23 protein-coding genes are annotated in these 22026 nt (G+C 39.8%); 22 read left to right on the top strand and 1 reads right to left on the bottom strand.

What is annotated here, in order from left to right:
• Positions 1–28 precede the first annotated feature (28 nt).
• The 19 genes from VGE44_RS13500 to hemH all read left to right on the top strand — a co-directional run bounded on the left by VGE44_RS13500 (position 29) and on the right by hemH (position 17353).
• Entirely contained in the window at positions 29–982 is a 954-nt protein-coding gene (locus VGE44_RS13500; protein WP_331079953.1) for an amidohydrolase family protein, read from the top strand.
• A gap of 58 nt (positions 983–1040) precedes the next feature.
• Entirely contained in the window at positions 1041–1973 is a 933-nt protein-coding gene (locus tag VGE44_RS13495) for an RraA family protein (protein WP_331079951.1), read from the top strand.
• 7 nt (positions 1974–1980) lie between these two features.
• Positions 1981–3096 carry a bile acid:sodium symporter family protein gene (locus VGE44_RS13490; protein WP_331079948.1) on the top strand — a complete coding sequence of 372 codons (1116 nt, stop codon included), beginning with the start codon at positions 1981–1983 and terminating at the stop codon, positions 3094–3096.
• A gap of 3 nt (positions 3097–3099) precedes the next feature.
• Positions 3100–3531 (top strand): nuclear transport factor 2 family protein, encoded by a 432-nt coding sequence (locus VGE44_RS13485; RefSeq protein ID WP_331079946.1) that lies wholly within the window; start codon positions 3100–3102, stop codon positions 3529–3531.
• Between the two features lie 72 nt (positions 3532–3603).
• Positions 3604–4269, top strand: a complete 666-nt coding sequence (locus VGE44_RS13480; RefSeq protein ID WP_331079944.1) for a bifunctional 4-hydroxy-2-oxoglutarate aldolase/2-dehydro-3-deoxy-phosphogluconate aldolase — start codon at positions 3604–3606, stop codon at positions 4267–4269.
• 53 nt (positions 4270–4322) lie between these two features.
• Positions 4323–5234: a sugar phosphate isomerase/epimerase family protein gene (locus VGE44_RS13475; protein WP_331079942.1), complete on the top strand. Its 912-nt coding sequence runs from the start codon at positions 4323–4325 to the stop codon at positions 5232–5234.
• A gap of 59 nt (positions 5235–5293) precedes the next feature.
• Positions 5294–6253 (top strand): D-2-hydroxyacid dehydrogenase, encoded by a 960-nt coding sequence (locus VGE44_RS13470; protein ID WP_331079940.1) that lies wholly within the window; start codon positions 5294–5296, stop codon positions 6251–6253.
• A gap of 19 nt (positions 6254–6272) precedes the next feature.
• Positions 6273–6836, top strand: a complete 564-nt coding sequence (locus VGE44_RS13465) for a RidA family protein (RefSeq protein WP_331079938.1) — start codon at positions 6273–6275, stop codon at positions 6834–6836.
• A 122-nt stretch (positions 6837–6958) separates the two neighbouring features.
• Complete coding sequence (locus VGE44_RS13460) at positions 6959–7519, top strand: RidA family protein (protein WP_331079936.1); 561 nt, start codon at positions 6959–6961, stop codon at positions 7517–7519.
• Between the two features lie 21 nt (positions 7520–7540).
• On the top strand, positions 7541–8680 hold the full coding sequence (locus VGE44_RS13455) for a glycerate kinase (protein ID WP_331079934.1): 1140 nt from the start codon (positions 7541–7543) through the stop codon (positions 8678–8680).
• A gap of 52 nt (positions 8681–8732) precedes the next feature.
• Complete coding sequence (gene dacB / locus VGE44_RS13450; RefSeq protein ID WP_331079932.1) at positions 8733–10142, top strand: D-alanyl-D-alanine carboxypeptidase/D-alanyl-D-alanine endopeptidase; 1410 nt, start codon at positions 8733–8735, stop codon at positions 10140–10142.
• 82 nt (positions 10143–10224) lie between these two features.
• Positions 10225–10674: a DoxX family protein gene (locus VGE44_RS13445; RefSeq protein ID WP_331079929.1), complete on the top strand. Its 450-nt coding sequence runs from the start codon at positions 10225–10227 to the stop codon at positions 10672–10674.
• A gap of 96 nt (positions 10675–10770) precedes the next feature.
• On the top strand, positions 10771–12231 hold the full coding sequence (gene crtD / locus VGE44_RS13440; protein WP_331079927.1) for a 1-hydroxycarotenoid 3,4-desaturase CrtD: 1461 nt from the start codon (positions 10771–10773) through the stop codon (positions 12229–12231).
• A 59-nt stretch (positions 12232–12290) separates the two neighbouring features.
• Positions 12291–12914, top strand: a complete 624-nt coding sequence (locus VGE44_RS13435; protein WP_331079925.1) for a lysophospholipid acyltransferase family protein — start codon at positions 12291–12293, stop codon at positions 12912–12914.
• Between the two features lie 2 nt (positions 12915–12916).
• On the top strand, positions 12917–14008 hold the full coding sequence (locus tag VGE44_RS13430) for a glycosyltransferase family 2 protein (protein WP_331079922.1): 1092 nt from the start codon (positions 12917–12919) through the stop codon (positions 14006–14008).
• Positions 14009–14010: 2 nt separating this feature from the next.
• Positions 14011–14643, top strand: coding sequence for a carotenoid biosynthesis protein (locus tag VGE44_RS13425; RefSeq protein WP_331079920.1), 633 nt, complete (start codon positions 14011–14013; stop codon positions 14641–14643).
• Between the two features lie 58 nt (positions 14644–14701).
• Positions 14702–15550, top strand: a complete 849-nt coding sequence (locus VGE44_RS13420) for a 4-hydroxy-3-methylbut-2-enyl diphosphate reductase (RefSeq protein ID WP_331079918.1) — start codon at positions 14702–14704, stop codon at positions 15548–15550.
• A 14-nt stretch (positions 15551–15564) separates the two neighbouring features.
• On the top strand, positions 15565–16239 hold the full coding sequence (locus tag VGE44_RS13415; RefSeq protein WP_331079915.1) for a fatty acid desaturase: 675 nt from the start codon (positions 15565–15567) through the stop codon (positions 16237–16239).
• A gap of 88 nt (positions 16240–16327) precedes the next feature.
• On the top strand, positions 16328–17353 hold the full coding sequence (hemH, locus tag VGE44_RS13410) for a ferrochelatase (RefSeq protein ID WP_331079913.1): 1026 nt from the start codon (positions 16328–16330) through the stop codon (positions 17351–17353).
• Here hemH and VGE44_RS13405 read toward each other — a convergent pair.
• Positions 17346–18599 carry a 3-deoxy-D-manno-octulosonic acid transferase gene (locus tag VGE44_RS13405; protein WP_331079911.1) on the bottom strand — a complete coding sequence of 418 codons (1254 nt, stop codon included), beginning with the start codon at positions 18597–18599 and terminating at the stop codon, positions 17346–17348. The genes hemH and VGE44_RS13405 overlap by 8 nt on opposite strands.
• Before the next feature lie 65 nt (positions 18600–18664).
• Here VGE44_RS13405 and VGE44_RS13400 point away from each other — a divergent pair, with 65 nt between their 5' ends.
• From VGE44_RS13400 to galE, 3 genes are read left to right on the top strand one after another with little or no spacing between them, the layout of a single operon-like run.
• Positions 18665–19975 (top strand): UDP-glucose/GDP-mannose dehydrogenase family protein, encoded by a 1311-nt coding sequence (locus VGE44_RS13400; RefSeq protein WP_331079909.1) that lies wholly within the window; start codon positions 18665–18667, stop codon positions 19973–19975.
• Positions 19975–20961: a UDP-glucuronic acid decarboxylase family protein gene (locus VGE44_RS13395; RefSeq protein WP_331079907.1), complete on the top strand. Its 987-nt coding sequence runs from the start codon at positions 19975–19977 to the stop codon at positions 20959–20961. The genes VGE44_RS13400 and VGE44_RS13395 overlap by 1 nt, the downstream gene beginning before the upstream one ends.
• A complete protein-coding gene (gene galE, locus VGE44_RS13390) occupies positions 20961–21992 on the top strand; it encodes a UDP-glucose 4-epimerase GalE (protein WP_331079905.1) in 1032 nt (343 codons plus the stop codon). Before VGE44_RS13395 ends, galE begins: the two co-directional genes overlap by 1 nt.
• The last annotated feature ends 34 nt before the right edge of the window (positions 21993–22026 follow it).

Raw genomic sequence — 22026 nt, 5'->3', positions numbered from 1 at the left:
ATTTTTAACAATTAAAAAGCATTGTAATATGAAACGAAGAGACATCATTAAAGGTATGGCAGCAATGCCTTTGTTGGGCTTGATTAATCCTATTGATTCAGTACTGGCTTCAATGCCGGAAAAATTTAAGAAAAAGCGTCTGGTGATCGATACCCATGTCGAAACCTGGAATTTTGATACTCGTTTTCCATTCAAACATCCCGAAAATCCAAATGCAAAAGCTGCAATTGAAGCACCTATCGAAAATCAGGTGAAGCAGATGAAGGATTTTAATATAACATATGGGGTATTAATAAATCCACGTTATTATGGATGGGATAATTCCTACAAAGCTCATTGCCTTAAAACCTATCCCAATCATTTTGTAGCTCATGGCTTACTGAATCCGCATGATCCTAAAATTGTTGATAATCTGAGGTATTGGGTCAATGAGCATGGTTTTCAGGGGATGCGTTTCAGTCCGATTTACCATCCTAAAGAAACCTGGCTAAATTCAGAAGCACATTATCCATTGTGGAAAGAAGCCGAAAAACTTGGACTTTGTTTCAATTATTATATTCTGCCACATCAAATGCCGATGCTTGAAGATATGGCAGAACGTTTCCCGGGTGTGAAAATAGTAGTTGACCATGCCGGTAAACCGGATCTTAAAGCCGCTGATTGCTGGCCTGAATTTAAAAAAATGTTTAAACTCAGTCATTTCAAAAATGTGTGGATCAGTAATTCAGAACCCTATGAAATGTCGGAGATAAAAAAGTACCCTTATGAAGATACGCTGCCCTTCTATAAAGCAATTTATGAGGAGTTCGGTGCAAAGCAGATCATCTGGGGAACTGGATATCCTTTCCCACGATGGGAACTTCCAATGGATAAAGAACTCGAGTTTATGTACAAGTACTGTGATTTTTATACCGAAAAGGATCTGGATTTAATTATGGGTAAAAATGCCCTGGAGATCTGGAAGTTTCCGAAGAAGGCATAAATTTTCTCAGTTTTAAGCATTATTTTTCTTAAATTAACTTAGTATCAAATTTAATTATATGTTTTCAAAAAACTATAGATTTTATCTATCTCTTATTTTTGTTTGTTTTTTAGGTTCAGTCTCCACTGTATTTGCGCAGGCAATACCCAAAGATGAATTGATATTTCTGACTTCAGCCTGGAAGGGGGAACGCTTTGCAGACGGCCGCCCAAGGATTTCGGATGACCTTGTGAAACGTGCCCGTGAAATAGGGATTGAAGAAGCCTGGCAGATTCTGAATAATGAGGGATACCTGTACCAGTATGAGCGGAACTGGAAAATACTTCATGAAGAGGTTAAAGTAGTAGGCCGGGCATTAACGGCTCAGTTTATGCCGATCCGTCCTGATGTGGAAAAGAATATTGTAGATCGTGCAGCAAAGGAGGGCCGTGCCGGAAGACATTTACATTGGCCAATAAATATGCTGACTCAAGGGGATGTGTATGTAGCTGATAATAAGGGCAGAGTAGGATCATTGATGGGTGATAACCTTGGTAATGTAATCTATAAAAATTCAGGTAATGGAGTTGTTTTCGATGGATTTGCACGGGATATTGATGGACTGGCCGATATCAAGGGGTTTAACGCTCATGTTAGAGACTTTGCTCCACAGTTTTTACAGGGTGTAGTGCTTATGGGATTGAATACACCGATTACAATTGGCGCGGCGATTGTACTTCCCGGCGACCTGGTTATTGCTGGAAGGGCAGGGGTAGTTTTCATTCCGGCTCATATGGCTGAGCTGGTTGTTTCTACCGCAGAGTTTATTGCTTCCAAAGATCGTTTTGGACATGAGATGATCAGGAATGGGACTTATAAGGCAAATGAGGTCGATACTCAGTGGACTGATCCAATCAAGGTTGAATATCTGAAGTGGCTCGATCGTAATCCGAATGAAAAGAAGATTAGCCGTGCTCAATTGGATCAGTTTATGTCGAAAAGAACCTATTAAATAACTTATGAAGCCAATATTCAAAATCGTAATGGGGCTAGGGGCAATTTGCCTCCTGGCAGCGCTGATCCTTTATCTGACCAATAGTCCAAAAACAGCAGAACCTTTCTTAATTGCTGGGATCGTTTGTGTTGCCCTGGGTGTCAGGGGAGTTTCTGCTTTAAAAGGATTTGCCTATCCGATCATGATTGTTGGTGTGGTTTCAACTGCCCTGATCTTTCCGCAGTATTTCGTAGAGATCAATGGATATAAGCTTTCGGGATTGATTACCCCGCTGATTCAGCTGATTATGTTCGGGATGGGCATCACGATGAATTATAAAGATTTTCTTGGGGTATTTAAAGCTCCCAAAGGAGTTTTTGTGGGTATCCTAAGTCATTTTACAATCATGCCCCTGCTCGGTTTTGCTCTGGCAAGTATGAGCAGTTTTGAACCCGAAATTGCTGCCGGAATGATTTTAATTGGCTGTGCCCCGAATGCGGTTGCTGCTAATGTGATTTCTTATCTGGCCAAAGCAAATCTGGCTCTTTCGATCACCCTGACCTCAATAGCAACTTTATTGGCACCATTCCTTACTCCTTTACTAATGAAGCTATTGGGTGGTTCCTTTATTGAAATCAATGTGCTAGATATGATGTGGGATATTATGAAAATGGTCATTCTGCCGATTACACTGGCCATCGTGCTGAATGAATTACTCAAGGATAAGATCAAATGGCTGAATTCAGTAATGCCAATGGTATCAATGTTTGGGATTGCTTTCATTATCATCATTGTAACTGCAGTAGGTAGGGAGAGTCTGCTAACTGTTGGACCTCTGCTAATCTTGCTGGTATTGATCCATAATTTAATGGGATATACCCTGGGCTACTGGTCGGCAAGATTATTTGGAATGAATGAAAGGGATTGCCGGACGATAGCAATAAATGTGGGTATGCAGAATGCGGGACTTTCAAAGGGCCTGGCTCATGGTATGGGCAAACTGGGTACTGTTGGATTGGCACCTATGATCTATGGACCGATGATGAATATCAGTGGGTCTATCCTGGCATCCTACTGGCAGAATAGACCACCCCTGGGTGCTGAAAATGAATATGAAACCGAATTAAATTCTGCTAAGTAAAATATGAAGACAAAATATTTCTACATTTTTATCGCATTAACATCAATCAGTTTTAGTTTAAATGCTCAGACTAAAAAGGAAGAACGTTTCGTGCAACTGGTCAATGAATTTAATCAGGCCATTATCAGCACTGACAGTACAGTCTTAAAAAACTTGGTATGGGAAGATCTGAGTTATGGACATTCGTCCGGCCTGATTCAGGATAAGGCGGCATTTATCGCCGGTGTGATGAATGGCCCTAATTTTTTCAGGAAATTTGAACTTCAAAATCAAACGATTAAGGTTTCAGGCAAAAATGCAGTTGTGAGGCATATTGCAATAGCCCAGGCCGTAAACAAGGGTAATCCCGTTGAGATCAGATTTGGCAATATCATGATCTGGCAAAAAAAGCAGGGTAAATGGAGGCTTCTGGCCCGTCAGGGGTATAAACTTTAACATAACCTAAGTAAAATACAAACAGTAGGATATGCCCTCAGGGACTATTGATCAGAATACAAATTATATAATATGGATAAGAAAGCAGAGCTGAAGTCTCTCATAAAAGAACAGGGGATTGTTCCCTTGTATTATGCTGCCGATGCCGGTGTAAGTATTGAATTAATGCGTGCAATGTACCAGGGAGGGATTCGGACAACCGAGTATGCCAATCGTGGTGAGCAGGCAATGAAAAATTTCAAGGAAATGCGCAAGGCTTGCGATGCAGAAATGCCGGGTATGCGGTTGGGCATTGGTACTATAAAAAATGCTGAGGCGGCGAAGGAATATATTGATGAAGGTGCAGAGTTTCTGGTCTGCCCGGGTATGTTGGAATCAGTAATTGAACTTTCAGATAAGCATAATTTACTTTGTGTGCCGGGTTGCATGACCCCAAGTGAGATCATCCGTGCCGAATCCTGTGGAGTGAATTTGGTAAAACTTTTTCCGGCAAATACCCTGGGTCCTTCTTATATTGAGGCAGTTCAGGCATTGTTTACTGATATGACCTTCTTACCAACAGGGGGCATTGAACTGAATGAGGACAACCTTAGGGGCTGGTTTAAAGTAGGGGTTTGTGCTGTAGGCGGAAGTAAAATGATTACCAAAACAGTGATTGAGAATCAGTTGTATGATTATTTGAGTAAAGAATGTCAGCGTGCACTGAACCTGATTAAAACGATTCGGGAGAGTATATAGATCAGAGAAATTAAAGCTAATAGAATACGAAATTATTAATACAAAATACCAAAATGAACGAATCACTATACAAATACATGCGTGTTGGCCTGGTTCACTTTATGGCCTTCCCGGCAACAATCAAAGGTGAAGGACCGGTACTTGAAACGATCCGAAAAATTGCAGTGGATGATTATTTCAGTGCAATTGAAATTACCACAATCAAGGATCCTGAAACCCGTCTGGCTGTAAAGAAGATGCTGGAAACTTCTCATATGACGGTAGCTTATGGAGCTCAGCCAAGACTGTTAACCACAGGAATGAATATCAACAGTTTGGTGGAGGAGGAACGACAGAAAGCACTGGATAATTTGAAGCAGGGTATTGATGAGGCCTATGAAATTGGAGCAGCCAGTTTTGCTTTTCTGAGTGGGAACTATGAAGAACGTAGAAAGGAAGAAGCCTTTCAGGCCCTGGTAAAATCAACCAATGAAATTTGTGCCTATGCAAAGAGTAAAGGAGATATGAAAATTGCATTAGAGGTTTTTGATTATGATGTGGATAAAAGGAGCCTGATTGGTCCTGCAGATCTGGCCTTACGTTATGCCAAAGAGATTCGTAAAGCACATGATCATTTTGGTCTGATGGTAGACCTGAGCCATATTCCATTGATACATGAAACAATTGAAGAATCAATTCTTCCTGTAAAGGACTATATTGTGCATGCTCATATTGGAAACTGCGTGGTGAAAAGTCCGGATATGGCTGCATACGGAGATGTTCACCCAAGATTTGGCTTCCCAAATGGGGAGAATGATGTGGATGAAGTGGTGGAATATTTAAAGGTGCTGCTTAACATAGGTTTTCTAAATACCCAAACCCCACCGGTAGTAAGTTTTGAGATAAAACCTTTTGGAGATGAGGATGCTGATGTGGTGATAGCGAATGCCAAGCGGGTATTGAATTTGGCATGGGCAAGAGTTTAGTAAGCTTAAAGTAGAAAGCTTAAAGCAGAAAGTAAAGAAATATTAGAATTGAAATAAGCATGAAGTTAGTTGTTTTAGATGGTTACACCTTAAATCCCGGAGATTTGAACTGGGAGGGAATAAAAAAATTCGGCGACCTGGAGGTGCATGACCGTACACCGGAAAACCAAATTGTGGAACGCTGCCAGGGAGCAGAGATTATTTTCACGAACAAGACCCCGCTAAGGGAGCCGATACTTTCTCAGCTCCCTGATCTAAAATATATCGGAGTTCTGGCGACGGGCTACAATGTAGTGGATGTTGATTATGCAAAATCCAGAGGCATTGCTGTTGCGAATGTGCCGGGTTATGGTACGGCATCAGTGGTTCAAATGACCTTTGCCTTATTGCTGGAATTATGTCAGCACGTACAAAGCCATAGCGATTCGGTACGTCAGGGTGATTGGGCAGCTTCACCTGACTTTTGTTACTGGAATTACCCTTTGATTGAACTCGAAGGCAAAACGATTGGAATTATTGGTTTCGGCAGCATCGGTCAGAAAGTAGCGGATATTGCAACGGCTTTTGGAATGAATATTATTGGATTTTCAAGAACCAGATCAGATCAATCGCATCGTAAAAACTTTAAATGGGCAGAACTGAATGAGCTGCTGAAGGAATCGGATGTGGTTAGTGTTCACTGTCCGCTCTTCCCTGAAACACAGGGTATCATTAATAAGGATAGCTTAAGACTGATGAAGCGTACAGCATTCTTCTTGAATACCTCCAGGGGGCCGCTGATGGTTGACCAGGATCTGGCGGATGCTTTGAACGAGGGAATCATAGCCGGCGCAGGGATCGACGTATTGTCGGTAGAACCCCCATCTGCAGATAATCCTCTTTTTAAGGCAAAGAACTGTTTAATTACCCCTCATATTGCATGGGCAACAAAAGAAGCCCGTTCCAGATTGATGGGAATTGCAGAAAATAATTTATCTTCATTCCTGAATCAAAAACCTATTAACATTGTAAATAAATAAAACCAAAAATTAAATTATTATGAAAAAGTACTCCCTATTATTTCTTATTTCGGCAGCCTTATTAAGTTGTAACCCAAAGCAGGAAGATGCTGCAAAACAGGAAACAGCTGCTGCTGATACAGTTAATATTGAAGCTCGTTTAAAAGAATTGAATATAGAGCTTACAACTCCGAAGCCACCGACAGCAAATTTCGTAAAAACCGTTCGTGTAGGTAACCTGGTGTATACTTCAGGTCACGGTCCTGATCGCGCAGAAGGAGGTCCTTTAACAGGCAGAGTTGGTGATGATTTAACACTTGAGCAAGGTCAGGAAGCTGCCCGTTTAACCGGTATTTCATTACTTTCAAGCTTAAAAGCAGAGATCGGCGACCTGAGCAAGGTTAAGCGAGTGGTTAAAGTTTTAGGAATGGTTCAATCAACTCCTGAATTTAAAGATCAGCCGAAAGTGATGAATGCATTTTCTGATATGATGGTTGCTATTTTCGGAGATAAAGGAAAGCATGCCCGTTCTGCAGTTGGTATGAATGCATTGCCGGGAAACATTGCCATAGAAATTGAAATGATTGTTGAAGTAGAGGATTAATAATTCCCTAAACACATACATTTCTAATCTTAATGCTGATTTACTTTTCTTAAAGATTTAGTAGGTCAGCATTAATTTTTTACAGAAATTGATTTAATTTAAATTTTACCAGAATTAAAATAATGAAGAAGTATTTCTTAATATCTATGATCGCTATTGCTTTAATTGGCTGCAATTCTGCATCCACAAAGCAGGTAAATGAGGGACCAAAAACTGAAGTTATTGACTTCGATAAGCGATTGAAGGATCTGAACATTGTTTTAGCAGCGCCAAGTGCCCCATTGGCAAGCTATGTAAAAACTGTTCGTGTAGGTAATCTTGTATATACAGCCGGACATGGCCCTGATAAGCCGGATGGCAGCAGGGTTACCGGAAGGCTTGGAGATGATCTGACGCTTGAACAAGGCCAGGAAGCGGCACGATTAACCGCAATTTCATTGCTTTCGAGCTTAAAAGCTGAACTTGGTGACCTGAATAAAGTAAAGCGAATTGTCAAGGTTTTAGGTTTGGTGCAATCTACCCCTGATTTCAAAGATCAGCCTAAAGTGATGAATGCATTTTCAGATCTGATGGTAGAAGTATTTGGAGAGAAAGGTAAACATGCCCGTTCAGCAGTTGGGATGTCAGCGCTTCCGGCAAATTGGGCTACGGAAATTGAAATGGTGGTAGAGGTTGAAGATTAAATTTGCTCTGAGTTCAGCATCATGCATATTCTGATTGCCCCAAATGCCTTTAAACATAGTCTTACGGCAAATGAGACTGCTGATGCTATTCAGGAGGGTTTAAAACGCAGCGGTTTAAATTTTACTTCTGAATGTTTCCCCATTGCAGACGGTGGGGATGGTACCGGACATTTGATTGTAGAGAGATGCGGAGGTGTCTGGCATGAGTATGAGGTTCATGATCCTTTGGGCCGATTGATTAAAGCCTCATTGGGTATAACAGATCTGGGCAAAACAGCTGTAATTGAAATGGCGGATGCCTCAGGTATCCGCTTGTTAAATCCGGAAGAAAGATCTCCCCTAATGGCGTCCTCTTTCGGAACTGGGGAATTAATCCGATTTGCACTGGATAGAGAGGTCGAAAGGATTATAATTGGTCTTGGAGGTTCTGCAACTGTTGATGGTGGAATTGGAATTCTAAGTGCTTTGGGTATGAAATTCAGGGATGCTGATGGACTCGAATTGGCGGCTTTGCCCCTCAATATGTCCCGCTTCCGGCAAATTGATGCTGCAGAATTTGATAAACGGGTCTTGAAATGTCATATCACTGTACTCTGTGACGTTGATAATTTACTTCTGGGTGAACAGGGATCTGCCGAAGTTTTTGGTCCCCAAAAAGGAGCAAGCCCTGAAGATGTGAAATTTCTGGATCTTGCTTTGACCAATTTATCTGATCTTGCATTTAAGTCGACAGGAATCAAAATGAATGAGATTATTCATGGAGGAGCTGCAGGTGGTATCGCTGCGACTTTACGGGCTTTTTTAAATGCTGAATTAGTAAATGGGGGGGAACATTTTTTACAGATCACCGGTTTTAAAGAAAGTTTGAAAAATGCCGATCTGCTGATAACCGGAGAAGGCAGTCTGGATGAGCAGACTTTGCAGGGTAAGGGCCCTTTTGCAGTGGCTAAATATGCAAAGGAGAAAGGCATCCCGGTTATCGGACTTGCCGGAAAAGTACCCCTGCATGATCATCCTGAGATGAATAAATATTTTGATCTGCTATTTGCTATTGGTAACCAGCCAACTGATTTGGAGACTGCATTGAAATACACCGCTTCTAACCTGATCCGTACTTCTTTATCGGTAGGAAGATTCCTTTCTTTATCAAAAGGTATTTAATTTTTTTGTTCAGGTTAAATTATCGATTCTGAATAAAGTCTAACAAATAAAGATGAAAAATTTCCTGTTTCTTATTCTTGTATTTTTTATTCCATCTGCTCATGCACAAGGTCTGAAACAAAAGATCGAAAATGCTTACAAAACGTTTGAATCTGATCCCCAGATGAGGTATGCCAGTAGCTCATTGAGCGTATTGAACGCCGAAACCGGAGATGTGATTTATTCAGCAAATGGGAATACAGGTCTGGCAAGTGCTTCTACACTTAAAACAATTACCTCAGCAAGTGCCTACCATATTTTGGGTAAGGATTTTACCTGGGAAACAACACTGGGCTATTCAGGTTCAATTTCTGCAAACGGAACCCTGAACGGGGATATCATCATTACTGGTGGAGGAGATCCTGCGTTGGGAAGTGATCGCTACGACCAGAGCCGGTCTGATATGATACTCAGGAAATGGGTAGACGCCCTGACAAGAACCGGGATTAAAAATATTGCAGGACAAATTATTGCTGATGATAGCTTATTTGGAACTGAAACCATGCCAGGGGGCTGGACCTGGCAGGATATGGGGAATTATTATGGTGCCGGACCATCTTCTTTAACCTGGCGCGAAAACCAATTTGACATGCATTTTAAACCTGGCAGAGTCGGGGAACCTGCGGAACTATTGAGAACTGATCCCGAAATGTCATACCTTAAGATTGTTAATGAAGTAAAAACTGGCGCCCCGGGCACAGGAGATAATGTTTATGCTTATTCTGCCCCTTTTTCAACTGTTGTTTACCTGAGGGGAACTTATGGAGTTGATCTTAAGAAGGTAATTTCAGCTTCAGTTCCTGATCCGGCTTATGATCTTGCTTATCGTTTGCAGAATAAATTAAGGCAATCGGATATTCAGGTTGAAAATGGTGTAATTACTGCAAGAGTATTAGCATCAAACAGGAAACCATTACTGCCTCAAACAAAAATTATTTCAGTTCATATATCTCCTCCGCTTCATGAAATTGTTTACTGGTTTAATCAGAAGAGTATTAATCTGTTTGGTGAACACCTGATAAAAACAATAGCCTGGAAAGAAGGGAAAGATGTAACCATAAGTCAGGGTACTGAACTTGTGAAGGATTTTTGGAGTAAAAAGATCGGAATAGATCCAGCATCAATGAATATTTATGATGGAAGTGGTTTATCACCAGCGAACCGGGTCACAACTATGGCAATGGCACGAATACTTCAATCTCTAAAGAAGGAAATTTGGTTTGATAACTATTTCAATAGTCTCCCGCAGTATAATAATATGAAAATGAAAAGTGGGACAATCAGTGATGTAATCGCGTATACCGGATACCATACTTCAGCTTCCGGAACCCCTATGGTATTTTCGTTTATGATCAATAATTATAATGGAAGCAGTTCTGCCATCAGGCAGAAAATGTTCAGAGTTCTCAATGCCCTTAAGTAAGTCACAAAACCTAAGTTTAATTTGCTATAACCCCCAATTTTTTGTAAATTGATATACTCAACTCATTAAAAAGGAGGTTGTTATGAACTTAGTTCAAAAAATAGAGCACTGGGGCGATGTACATCACGCGAAGTGGCTCGACTCAATCCGGATAGTTCTTGGACTTTTAATTTTAAGTAAAGGGCTAGCTTTTATCAGCGATACTGAAGCTCAGAAGGACTGGATTATTCAAAATAGTGCTTTTGGATTTTCGGGACTGATGGCACTTGCGCTTGTGCATACAATCGCTTTTGCCCACCTGGTAGGAGGGGTTTTAATTACACTGGGACTTGTGACCCGTTTTGCCGCCGTTATTCAGATACCTATACTTTTGGGAGCGGTATTTTTCGTGAATCTGACAAAGGGATTTTCTCCGCTTAATTCAGAACTTTGGTTATCAGTGCTGGTCCTGATGCTGCTTATTCTTTTCTGGATTGTAGGTTCCGGTCCATATTCAGTAGATCAGTGGTTAAAAGGTTCGAGGGGCAGATAGTTTATTTACGGAGGAATTAGCGGTATTATTGAATAATATTCCTGTCATATTTTCATCCAAATCTCATTTAGGGATGAAATAGCGTATTTTCGCTTCATGTCTAAAGCCATTATTATTGGTGCGGGTATCGCCGGTATTGCTGCCGCTATTCGACTGGCTATAAAAGGTCATCAGGTTGAGGTTTTTGAAGCCTCGGCTCAGGCTGGAGGAAAACTTTCTGAAATCAGGCTGGGGTCTTTTCGTTTCGATGCGGGACCAAGTTTATTTACGATGCCTCAATATGTGGATGAGCTTTTTCGTCTTGCGGGTAAAAATCCTCCGGATTATTTTAAATATGATAAACTTGACACCATTTGCAATTACTTTTATGAAGATGGTACCAGAATTCATGCATTTGCTGATCCTGAAAAGTTTTCGGAGGAAATAGCAGAAAAGACCAATGACTCAGCTGATTCTGTTTTAGATTTTTTGAGTAAAAGCAGGGATATTTATGAAATTACAAATCCTGTATTCCTGCAAAGATCCCTTCATAAGTTGCGTAGTTACCTGAACATAGGCACCCTTAAATCACTTTTGCGGTTTCCTCAGATTGATGCTTTTCGATCAATGAATCAAGCCAATGAGGCCAGGTTCAAGGATAGCCGAACCGTTCGCCTGTTTAACCGCTATGCAACCTACAATGGTTCAAATCCCTATCAGGCTCCTGCCACACTTAATATAATTCCTCATTTTGAACAGCATTTTGGCGCTTATTTCCCGCTTGGAGGAATGTACGCCATCGTCAGTTCACTTACAAAACTGGCGATTGACCTGGGGGTTAAATTTCATTTCAATTCCTATGTTAATGAGATAGAAATAAGAAATAATAAGGTAATTGGCCTTATCTGTGAAGGGCAAAGTCATTCCGCCGATCTGATCGTTTCCAATATGGATGTTTGGTATACTTACACCCGTTTGATGAAGGGAATTAAGCCTCCTGCACGCTTGCAGATTCAGGAACGCAGCAGTTCAGCTCTGATCTTTTACTGGGGTATTAATGCTGCCTTCACTGAATTAGGCCTGCATAATATATTTTTTACCGAAGATTATGAGGAAGAATTCAGACAGATATGGAAGGAGAAAAGTATAGGTTCTGATCCAACAATTTATGTAAATATCAGTTCAAAAAGCAATCCACATGATGCTCCCGAAAGCACTGAAAATTGGTTTACAATGATCAATGTACCTTCTGATACAGGGCAGGACTGGGACGAACTGATTCGGGTTTCAAGAAAAAATATTATAGAAAAGCTTTCCAGAAATCTTGGAAGAGATATTAGTCAGCTGATTACTTGTGAATCTGTTCTGGATCCAAGGGGGATTGATTCGAAGACCTTTTCATACCAGGGTTCATTGTATGGAAGCAGTTCTAACAGTCAGTTTTCTGCTTTTTTAAGGCATGCTAATTTTTCATCAGGTATTAAGGATTTATATTTTGCGGGAGGAAGCGTACACCCGGGAGGCGGGATACCCCTTGCATTGCTTTCGGCAAAAATAGTTGATGGACTGATTAAGTAATATTTTAGATGTTCTGTCTTTAAATATTTCAGGGCTTATAAAAAATTATATCTTTAATTATGCTTGAACCACGCCGGAACAAAATTATTTTTCAATTCTTCTCCTGGTATATCAATAGAATTATTAAATCGGACTTCGAAGAACTGAAATTTAACAAGACAGATTTTGATAAAGACAGGTCTATTTTATTGCTTGCTAACCATTGTTCCTGGTGGGATGGCTTTTTGATGTTTCAGATAAACCGCCTTTATTTCAGGAAAAAGTTTCATGTAATGATTACAGAAGAAAACTATAGGAAGGTTTGGTTTTTAAAGTATCTGGGAAGTTTTTCGGTAAAGAAGAATTCCCGGAGTGCAATCGAAACACTGGAATATGCAGGGAAATTGCTAAATGATCCTGAAAATCTGGTGCTTATCTTTCCTCAGGGAAAACTTTATTCAGGCCACGTGGATGAAATTCAGTTCCAAAAGGGTTTAATCAATCTGATTAATAGCTCAAGCCGCAAATTTCAGTATATTTTTGCTGCCAGTTTTGTTGATTATTTTGAGCATCGCAAGCCGGTTATGACCTGCTATCTTCAGGACTGGGAGGGTGCGGAGTTTACGAGTCTGCAGTTAATTAAAAGCGCATTCAATAAACATTATGAAACATCGCGGCTAAAGCAAACCGCGATTCAAGTATAAGCATGACCCTGATTTACCTCATCTATTTTTTTCTTATTCTGAGGTTCACGGTAACCCTGTTTAACTTCATATCTAATCCGAAGCTGACCAAGACCGGAAAAAAGTACAATGACCTGGTTTCAATTTTAATCCCGGCAAGAGATGAGGAACGAAATATTATAGATCTGCTTGAGTCTATCCGGGATCAGGATTATCAAAATTTTGAAGTCATTGTGCTTGATGATCATTCTTCTGATCAAACCTTTAAGCTCTGCTCGGATTTCTGTGAAATTCACAAACGCTTTAAAGTAGTTAGGGGTAAAGATCTCCCCAAAGACTGGCTTGGAAAGAATTTTGCATGTTCTCAGCTTGCCGACCTGGCAAAAGGCGAGTACCTTATTTTTCTTGATGCGGATGAAACGATCGCTGATGGGCTGATCAATAATTCTATTCACAGGATGAAACTAAACAAGCTCGGTCTTCTCAGTATCTTTACAGACCAGGTGACAGTTACATGGGGTGAGCGATTGGTGGTTCCGCTTATGCATTTCCTTTTGCTTAATTTGCTTCCACTCCGACTGGTCAGGTTATCCGCTAATCCTTCCTTTTCTGCCGCGAGCGGGCAGTTTATGATGTTTGATGCAGATAATTACAAAACGAATCTATGGCATGAACAGGTGAAAGGCAAAGTGGTGGAGGATATTGAGATAATGAGGCTGGTCAAGGTCAATGGCTACAAAGCGGAGGCACTACTCGCAAACGGATACATTCATTGCCGTATGTATCGTTCATTTTCGGAGGCCGTTGAGGGGTTTAGTAAAAACTTTTTTGCAGGCTTTAACTATAATGTTCTCGGCCTTTTTTTCTACCTCTTCCTTGTAGTGCTGGGACCAATAGCTATCACTTACTTTCTTGGTATAGAACTGGTGATGTTTGCCTTATCTCTGATCGTGTTAAGCAGAATAATGATTTCCTTACTTTCAGGTCAGAGTGTCTGGCGGAATCTTCTGCTACACCCTTTTCAATTACTATGTATGGTATTTATTTCGGTACAATCTGTGAAAAAACATTTTACTAAAACCATACTCTGGAAGGGTAGGATAATAAGAAACTGACAATGAACAGAACATTACTTTGCAGTTTGATAATTGTATTATTTCATCTCGTTGGTCTGTATGGTTTTCTGAGTCCGGCGCTTGAAGATCTTTTCATAAAACTTGTTCCATTCCATTTATTGCTGATGCTGTTGCTGATGGTTCTAACTGTAAATGACAGATCTCCTGACCTTATAAAATTTGTTATTGGGATCTATCTGGCAGGTTTTTTTATTGAAGTGATCGGTGTTAATACCGGGCAAATCTTTGGAAATTATTCTTATGGAAATGCTTTAGGGATTAAATTATGGGCAACTCCGCTGCTCATCGGAGTAAACTGGTTGATTCTTGTCTATTGCACCGGAGTATTTCTACAGAAGTTCAATCTTAAAAGCAGATTGTTGTTTTCTGCATTAGGCGCAGGTATATTGCTGGGAATTGATTTCCTGATCGAGCCTGTGGCAATAAGGTTTGATTATTGGTCTTGGCTTGGGGGCATAATTCCTGTTCAAAACTACCTGGGCTGGTATATTTTTTCTTTTTTTCTATTTCTGTTTTTTTCAGGCTTAAATTTCAGAAAGGAGAATAGTGCAGCAATTTTGCTTCTTTTTGCACAGATCGGTTTTTTCCTCGCCCTTAATTTATGGGCTTTGTGATGAACATTTTCGTATTTTTGTAATAAATCCGCTGAATTTTAGCAATTGAGTAAAAGTAATGGACTATAATCTGAAGGTAACGATTGATCAGGATTCAGGATTCTGTTTTGGAGTGGTTTATGCCATTGATATGGCTGAAGACATTCTGGCTGAGGATGGTTATCTGTATTGTCTAGGTGATATCGTGCATAACGATGAAGAAGTAAACCGTCTAAAGGCGATGGGACTTAAAATTATTTCTCATGAGGATCTGCATAACATTAAAAATGAGAAGGTTTTGATCCGGGCTCACGGTGAAGCCCCAGAAACATACCGTTTGGCCCTTGAGAATAATATCACGCTGATCGATGCATCCTGTCCAGTTGTATTAAAGCTTCAGAACCGGGTTAAGAACTCCTATGATAATAATGAAAAAGTACTACTTTTTGGTAAGCACGGGCATGCTGAAGTTATAGGATTGCAGGGTCAGACTAATAATGATGCACTTGTATTTCAGGATATATCGGAACTTGATAATGCGGATCTCCCACAGAAATTCACACTCTACAGCCAGACAACCAAAAGTACTGCGAAGTTTTACGAGATTAAGGATGAACTGATTAGACGAGGATACGATATTAAAGCAAATGATACCATTTGCAGGCAGGTTTCAAGCAGGGATGAAGATCTGAGAAAGTTTGTTGTAAACTATGACCATATCGTTTTTGTGTCTGGCAAGAAGTCTTCAAATGGTAAGGTTTTATTTGATGTTTGTAAGAGTGTTAACCCAAACACTTATTTTATTTCGAGTAAGGAAGAGTTGTCCAGAGAAATGTTCAGGCCCGGAGATAAAGTTGGAATTTGTGGTGCAACTTCAACTCCATTATGGTTGATGCAACAAATTAAGGCTGTTCTGGAAGAATATTGAGAAACTAAAATACTATGCCCAAACATCAGTCGAATACAGGATTAATAATTGCGCTGATTGTAATCGGATTGTGGGTTTTGAGTATTATAAATCTAATGACCTGGCAGGTAAATCTGCAGAATCCGGTACTTTATTTAATGATTCTTATTCAGATGCATTTATATACAGGGCTCTTTATCACAGCTCATGATGCAATGCATGGTACAGTAAGCCCTAATCCAACACTTAATAATTTTATTGGCCAGGTTTGTACAGCATTATACGCTGGTTTTCCATTCAGTAAATTGTATGATAAACATCATAAACATCACAGGCATGTGCATACTGAGCTTGACCCTGATTATCACGAAGGGAACTTTGTAACCTGGTATATTAGTTTTATCAAAGAATATTTATCCTGGTGGCAGCTTGTGCTGATGGCTCTGATTTATAATGTGCTAAAACTATGGGTTGCTGAAGTAAATCTCATTTTATTCTGGGTACTGCCGTCCTTACTTAGTACACTTCAACTGTTTTATTTTGGCACCTGGCTTCCTCACCATGGTGAACATTCGAACAAGCATCAGTCGGGTACCCAAAAGAAAAATCATCTTTTCGCTTTCTTTGGCTGTTATTTTTTTGGCTATCATTATGAACACCATGATTCACCCGGAACTCCCTGGTGGAAACTCTGGAAACTAAAACACTGATCTCAAAATGTTTTTCTTAAGTCAAATACAAAGAAGCATTTTTTATAAATGATTCCTAAGACTATCTTTGACGCTCTTTAGAAGTCATATGAGCAAGCAAGGTATTTTATTAGTTAATTTAGGAACTCCTGATAGTCCCTCAAACGCAAATGTTCGCAAATACCTCGATGAATTCCTGATGGATGAACGGGTAATTGATATAAATCCCGTTTCGAGAGCATTGCTGGTTAAGGGCATTATCGTTCCTTTTCGGGGCCCTAAATCTGCTAAATTATACAGAGAGATATGGTCAGATACCACCGGATCGCCATTAATGCATTACAGTCTGCTTCAAAGAGAGCTTTTGCAGCAGCGCTTAGGCAATGAGTATCAGGTAGAACTTGCTATGCGCTACCAAAGTCCTTCTATTGAGAGTGCATTAAATAAATTAAAGGATGCCCAGGTCAGAAGCATCAAAGTTATTCCAATGTTTCCTCATTATGCTTCTGCAAGTACTGGTTCAGTTCTGGAAAAAGTGATGGAGCTGGTCAGAAAATGGCAAACAATTCCTAATATTTCGTTCATTAATTCCTTTCATGATAATGAACTAATGATAGAAGCATTTGCTGAGAATGGCAGAAAGCATAAACCTGAAACATACGATCATGTTTTATTCAGCTTTCATGGATTACCACAAAGACAGCTTGTTAAATCAGACCATTCACAAAAGCATTGCCTCAAGGTTGAGAATTGCTGTTCTACATTGACCGAGAATAATAAATTTTGTTACTCAGCGCAATGTCATGACACTGCCCGATTGATCGCTAAGAAACTTGGTCTTACTGAAGACAAGTATTCGGTTTGTTTTCAATCGCGTTTAGGTAAAGATCCATGGGTTCAGCCCTACACAAGTGTAGTTATAGAGCAATTGGCAGAAAAGGGAGTTAAAAGGCTGCTTGTATTTTGTCCCGCTTTTGTTGCAGATTGCCTTGAAACAGTCTATGAAGTTACAGTTGAATATGGTGATGAGTTTAAGAAACTGGGTGGTGAACATGTCCAGCTTGTAGAAAGTTTGAACGATCACCCGCTTTGGATTGATGCACTTGAAGAACTTTCTAAAGGGGAGGTTATTTAAATTTACCAATAAAATTAAGGATTGCGCGGGTGGCTCCGGTATGTGTTTTTACATAATTAAGTGCTGCCTTTCCGCATGCTTCCCTTTTAATATCTGTTTGCAGATTTTCCATACATTTCCTTAATTCTTCCTGATCTTTGATAGTAAAAGCTGCTCCGGCAGTAATGAGTTCGACAGCTTCATTGAACCTTTGATAATTCGGGCCAAAAATAACCGGTAATCCAAAAGCAGCGGCTTCAAGAGTATTGTGTATTCCCACTCCAAATCCTCCACCTATATAGGCGATGTCTCCATATTGGTACGCTGATGAAAGTAAACCGATATTATCTATAATTAAGACTTGAAAAGTTGAACTAATATTTTGATTGTCGATTGTTTCTGATAGCATGCTATTGATCTCAGAATACCTGATCGAATTAGGAAATAGCTCAGTGATTTCATTAGTTCTTTCTGGCTTAACTTCATGTGGGGCAATAATGAATTTCCAGTCTGGAAAAGAGTAAGCCAATTTTGAAATCAGCTTTTCATCATCAGGCCAGGTGCTGCCGGCGATAAATATTTTGTTGTCTTTAGTGAAATCACGGATAATTTTAATTTCTGCGGTGTGAGTGGCATTGTATTCTACTCTGTCGAATCGGGTATCGCCATTTACCGTGACATTTTTAAATCCTATATCATTTAGGAGATTGCTGCTATTTTGATTCTGGACAAAAAAATGTGAAACCTTACTTAGCATTTTCCGGTGCAAACCTCCATACCATTTAAAAAATACCTGCTCTTTTCTGAATATTCCGGAGATCACATATAGGGGAATATTATTTTTATGTAATTCATCAAAGTAATGATACCAGTATTCATATTTTGTAAAGATGGCCATCACCGGATTTAAGATCCTGATAAACTCTTTTGCATTGGCACTGGTATCGGTTGGGAGATAAAAAACATGATCAGCAAGGGCATAATTCTTTCTAATTTCATACCCTGAAGGAGAAAAAAAAGTGATTACAACATGCATTTCAGGATTCTCGGATTTTAATCGTTCAAGTACCGGCCTTCCCTGCTCAAACTCCCCTAAGGAAGCGAAATGAAACCAAGTGTAGTTTTTGTTTTTGTGCAGACTGCTTTCAATGAACGGAATGAGTCCTTTTCTACCATTAATCCAGGCCGCTGCTTTTTTATTTTTTATGGAAGCGATCCGGATGAAAAGTGTATATAAATAAATACCTGTATCGTACAAAAAAAGCATTTTGAATATAATTCTTATCTTCGTCGAAGTTAATGTTAAATCTTTTAAATAGTCTTCGTCAATAGATGAAAATAGCAGTAGTTGGTACAGGATATGTAGGCTTAGTAACCGGTACTTGTCTTGCCGAAACAGGAAATACAGTTACCTGTGTGGATATAAATGAGGAAAAGGTAAAAATGATGCAGGCATATAAATTACCAATTTATGAGCCTGGTCTGGATATACTTTTTCACAGAAATATAGAACAGGGTAGGTTGAAATTTACAACGGTGCTTTCTGAAGCAATTCAGGATGCTCAAATAATATTTCTTGCCTTGCCCACACCGCCAGCAGGTGATGGAGCAGCTGACTTGAGTTTTGTACTCGGCGCGGCAAAAGATATTGCTAAAATCATTACGGGATATAAGGTCATTGTGACAAAATCAACGGTGCCGGTTGGTACTGCAGATAAGGTAATCAAGGTGTTCAATGAAAATACTTCTGTTGAAGTGGATGTAGTCTCAAACCCCGAATTTTTACGTGAAGGAGTTGCCGTTGATGACTTTATGAAGCCCGACAGAGTAGTAGTTGGTACCCAAAGTCTGAGAGCTCAAAAGCTTATGGCAGAATTATACAGCCCCTATGTAAGGCAGGGAAATCCAATTATTTTTATGGATACCCGTTCTTCTGAACTGACAAAATATGCTGCAAATTCATTCCTGGCTACAAAAATAACCTTCATGAACGAGATTGCGAACTTATGTGAGCTTGTGGGTGCAGATGTTGATGCAGTCAGAAAGGGAATTGGTTCGGATGATCGTATCGGTAAGCGATTTTTATTTCCGGGTGTTGGTTATGGAGGAAGTTGTTTTCCTAAAGATGTTCAGGCCTTGGGTAGATCAGCTACTGAAAATAATTATGACTTTAAGATCCTCTCCTCAGTGATGGAAGTTAATGATTCCCAAAGGGTAAAGCTGGTCGAAAAAGTCAGGAAGTACTATAAAGGTAATATCAAAGGAAAGAAAATTGCAATATGGGGGCTGGCCTTTAAACCTGAAACAGATGATATCCGTGAAGCTCCGGCACTTTATATTATTGAAGAGTTGCTTAAGGATGGAGCCTTAATTACTGCTTTTGATCCAGAAGCTATGGCTAATGTAAAGAAACAGCTAGGAGATAAGATATCTTATAGTGAGAACCAGTATGATGCTTTGAACGATGCAGATGCTTTATTGATCGTTACGGAATGGTCTCTTTTCAGAACCCCTGATTTTGACAGGATCGCTGAATTAATGAAGACTAAGGTTATTTTTGACGGCCGCAACTTGTATGATCTGCAAAAGATGATCGATTGCGGTTTCTATTATAATAGTATTGGCCGAAAAACTGTTGAGTAATGAATCAGCGTAAACGTATTTTAATAACAGGTGCAGCAGGTTTTCTTGGCTCCCATCTCTGCGACCGGTTTATTAAGGAGGGTGTTCATGTGATTGCGATGGATAATCTTATCACAGGAGATCTGCGTAATATAGAACATCTTTTTGCTCTGGAAAATTTCGAGTTCTATCATCACGATGTTTCAAAATTTGTATATGTGGCTGGAGAATTGGATTATATCCTGCATTTTGCTTCTCCTGCAAGTCCGATTGATTATTTAAGAATTCCTATTCAAACATTAAAAGTTGGATCATTGGGAATTCATAATTTACTGGGATTAGCACGATCCAAGAAATCAAGAATTTTAATTGCTTCAACATCAGAGGTTTATGGCGACCCTGCCGTAAATCCGCAGCCGGAAGAATATTGGGGGAATGTTAATCCTGTGGGTCCCAGAGGTGTTTACGACGAGGCTAAGCGTTTTCAGGAAGCTATGACAATGGCTTATCATACATTTCATGGTTTAGAAACACGTATTGTAAGAATATTTAATACCTACGGACCAAGGATGAGGTTAAATGACGGAAGAGTATTGCCGGCATTTATCGGACAGGCTTTGCGTGGAGAAGACCTTACCGTATTTGGTGATGGCTCGCAAACGCGTTCCTTTTGTTATGTAGATGACCTTGTTGAAGGTATTTACCGGTTATTATTTTCTGACTACGCATTGCCAGTAAATATCGGTAACCCTGATGAAATCACTATTCGTGAATTCGGAGAAGAGATTATTAAGCTGACCGGAACCAGGCAAAAAATGGTGTTCAAAGAATTGCCAACCGATGATCCAAAACAGCGAAGACCGGATATTACGAAAGCCAGGACAATTCTGGGCTGGGAGCCAAAGGTTAATCGTGCTGAGGGTTTAAAAATGACCTACGAATACTTTAAGTCATTGCCCGAGCAAGAGATAAAACATAAAGATTTTACCTACTACAACAACAAATAATGTCAGGCAGAAAAATTTTAGTAACCGGCGGAACCGGATATATTGGCTCGCACACTGTCGTGGAATTGATCAATGCCGCTTATGATCCTGTAATTATTGATAATCTTTCGAATTCAAGTCCGAAGATTATTGATCAGATTGAGAAGATTACCGGTACAAGGCCGGAATTTTACAATTTCGATCTTTGTGATGAAAAGTTAACCCGTGAATTTTTAGAAGAACATCGTGATATAAGCGGCTTAATACATTTTGCCGCTTTCAAAAGTGTAGGTGAGTCTGAAAGGGAACCACTCAAGTATTATAAAAACAACTTTTATCCTCTTATAAACCTTCTTGATGCCTGCTCGGATCGTAAAATGGATCTGGTGTTTTCATCAAGCTGTACAGTTTACGGAGAGCCAGATAGATTACCTGTCAACGAATTCGCTCCGGTAAAAAAAGCAGAATCCACTTATGGAAATACGAAACAGATCGCCGAAGAAATACTGGAGGAGGTATCAGGTGTCAGTGAAAATCTTAAAGTAATCGCCTTGCGTTATTTCAATCCGGTTGGAGCTCATTCATCTGCCCTCATCGGTGAATTGCCCATAGGTGTTCCTCAAAATCTGGTTCCATTTATTACCCAGGCAGCGATTGGAAAGCGTGGTAATATTATTGTTTTTGGGGATGATTATAATACTTCCGATGGAACCTGTGTAAGAGATTACATACATGTAGTTGATCTCGCTAAAGCACATGTTGCTGCTATCAAGCAGATGGAAAACGAGCGGAATGCCAGAAAATTTGATATTTATAATATTGGTACCGGCAAAGGAAATTCTGTTCTGGAAGTAATCCATGCATTTGAATCTGCAACCGGTCAGAAATTGAATTATACAATAGGAGAACGTAGAGCCGGGGATATTGAACAGATTTATGGAGATGTAAATAAAGCTGAAAAAGAATTGTTTTGGAAGGCTGAGTTGGGTATTGAGGAAATGATGAGCTCTGCCTGGGAGTGGGAAAAGTATATCAAGCAAAATCCATTGTAAACAGGATTTTATTCTCAGAATTAAGCCAAAGATT

The sequence above is a fragment of the Daejeonella sp. genome (assembly GCF_036405355.1).
Classification (GTDB): domain Bacteria; phylum Bacteroidota; class Bacteroidia; order Sphingobacteriales; family Sphingobacteriaceae; genus Daejeonella.
This window is presented reverse-complemented; position numbering and strand designations above follow the sequence as displayed.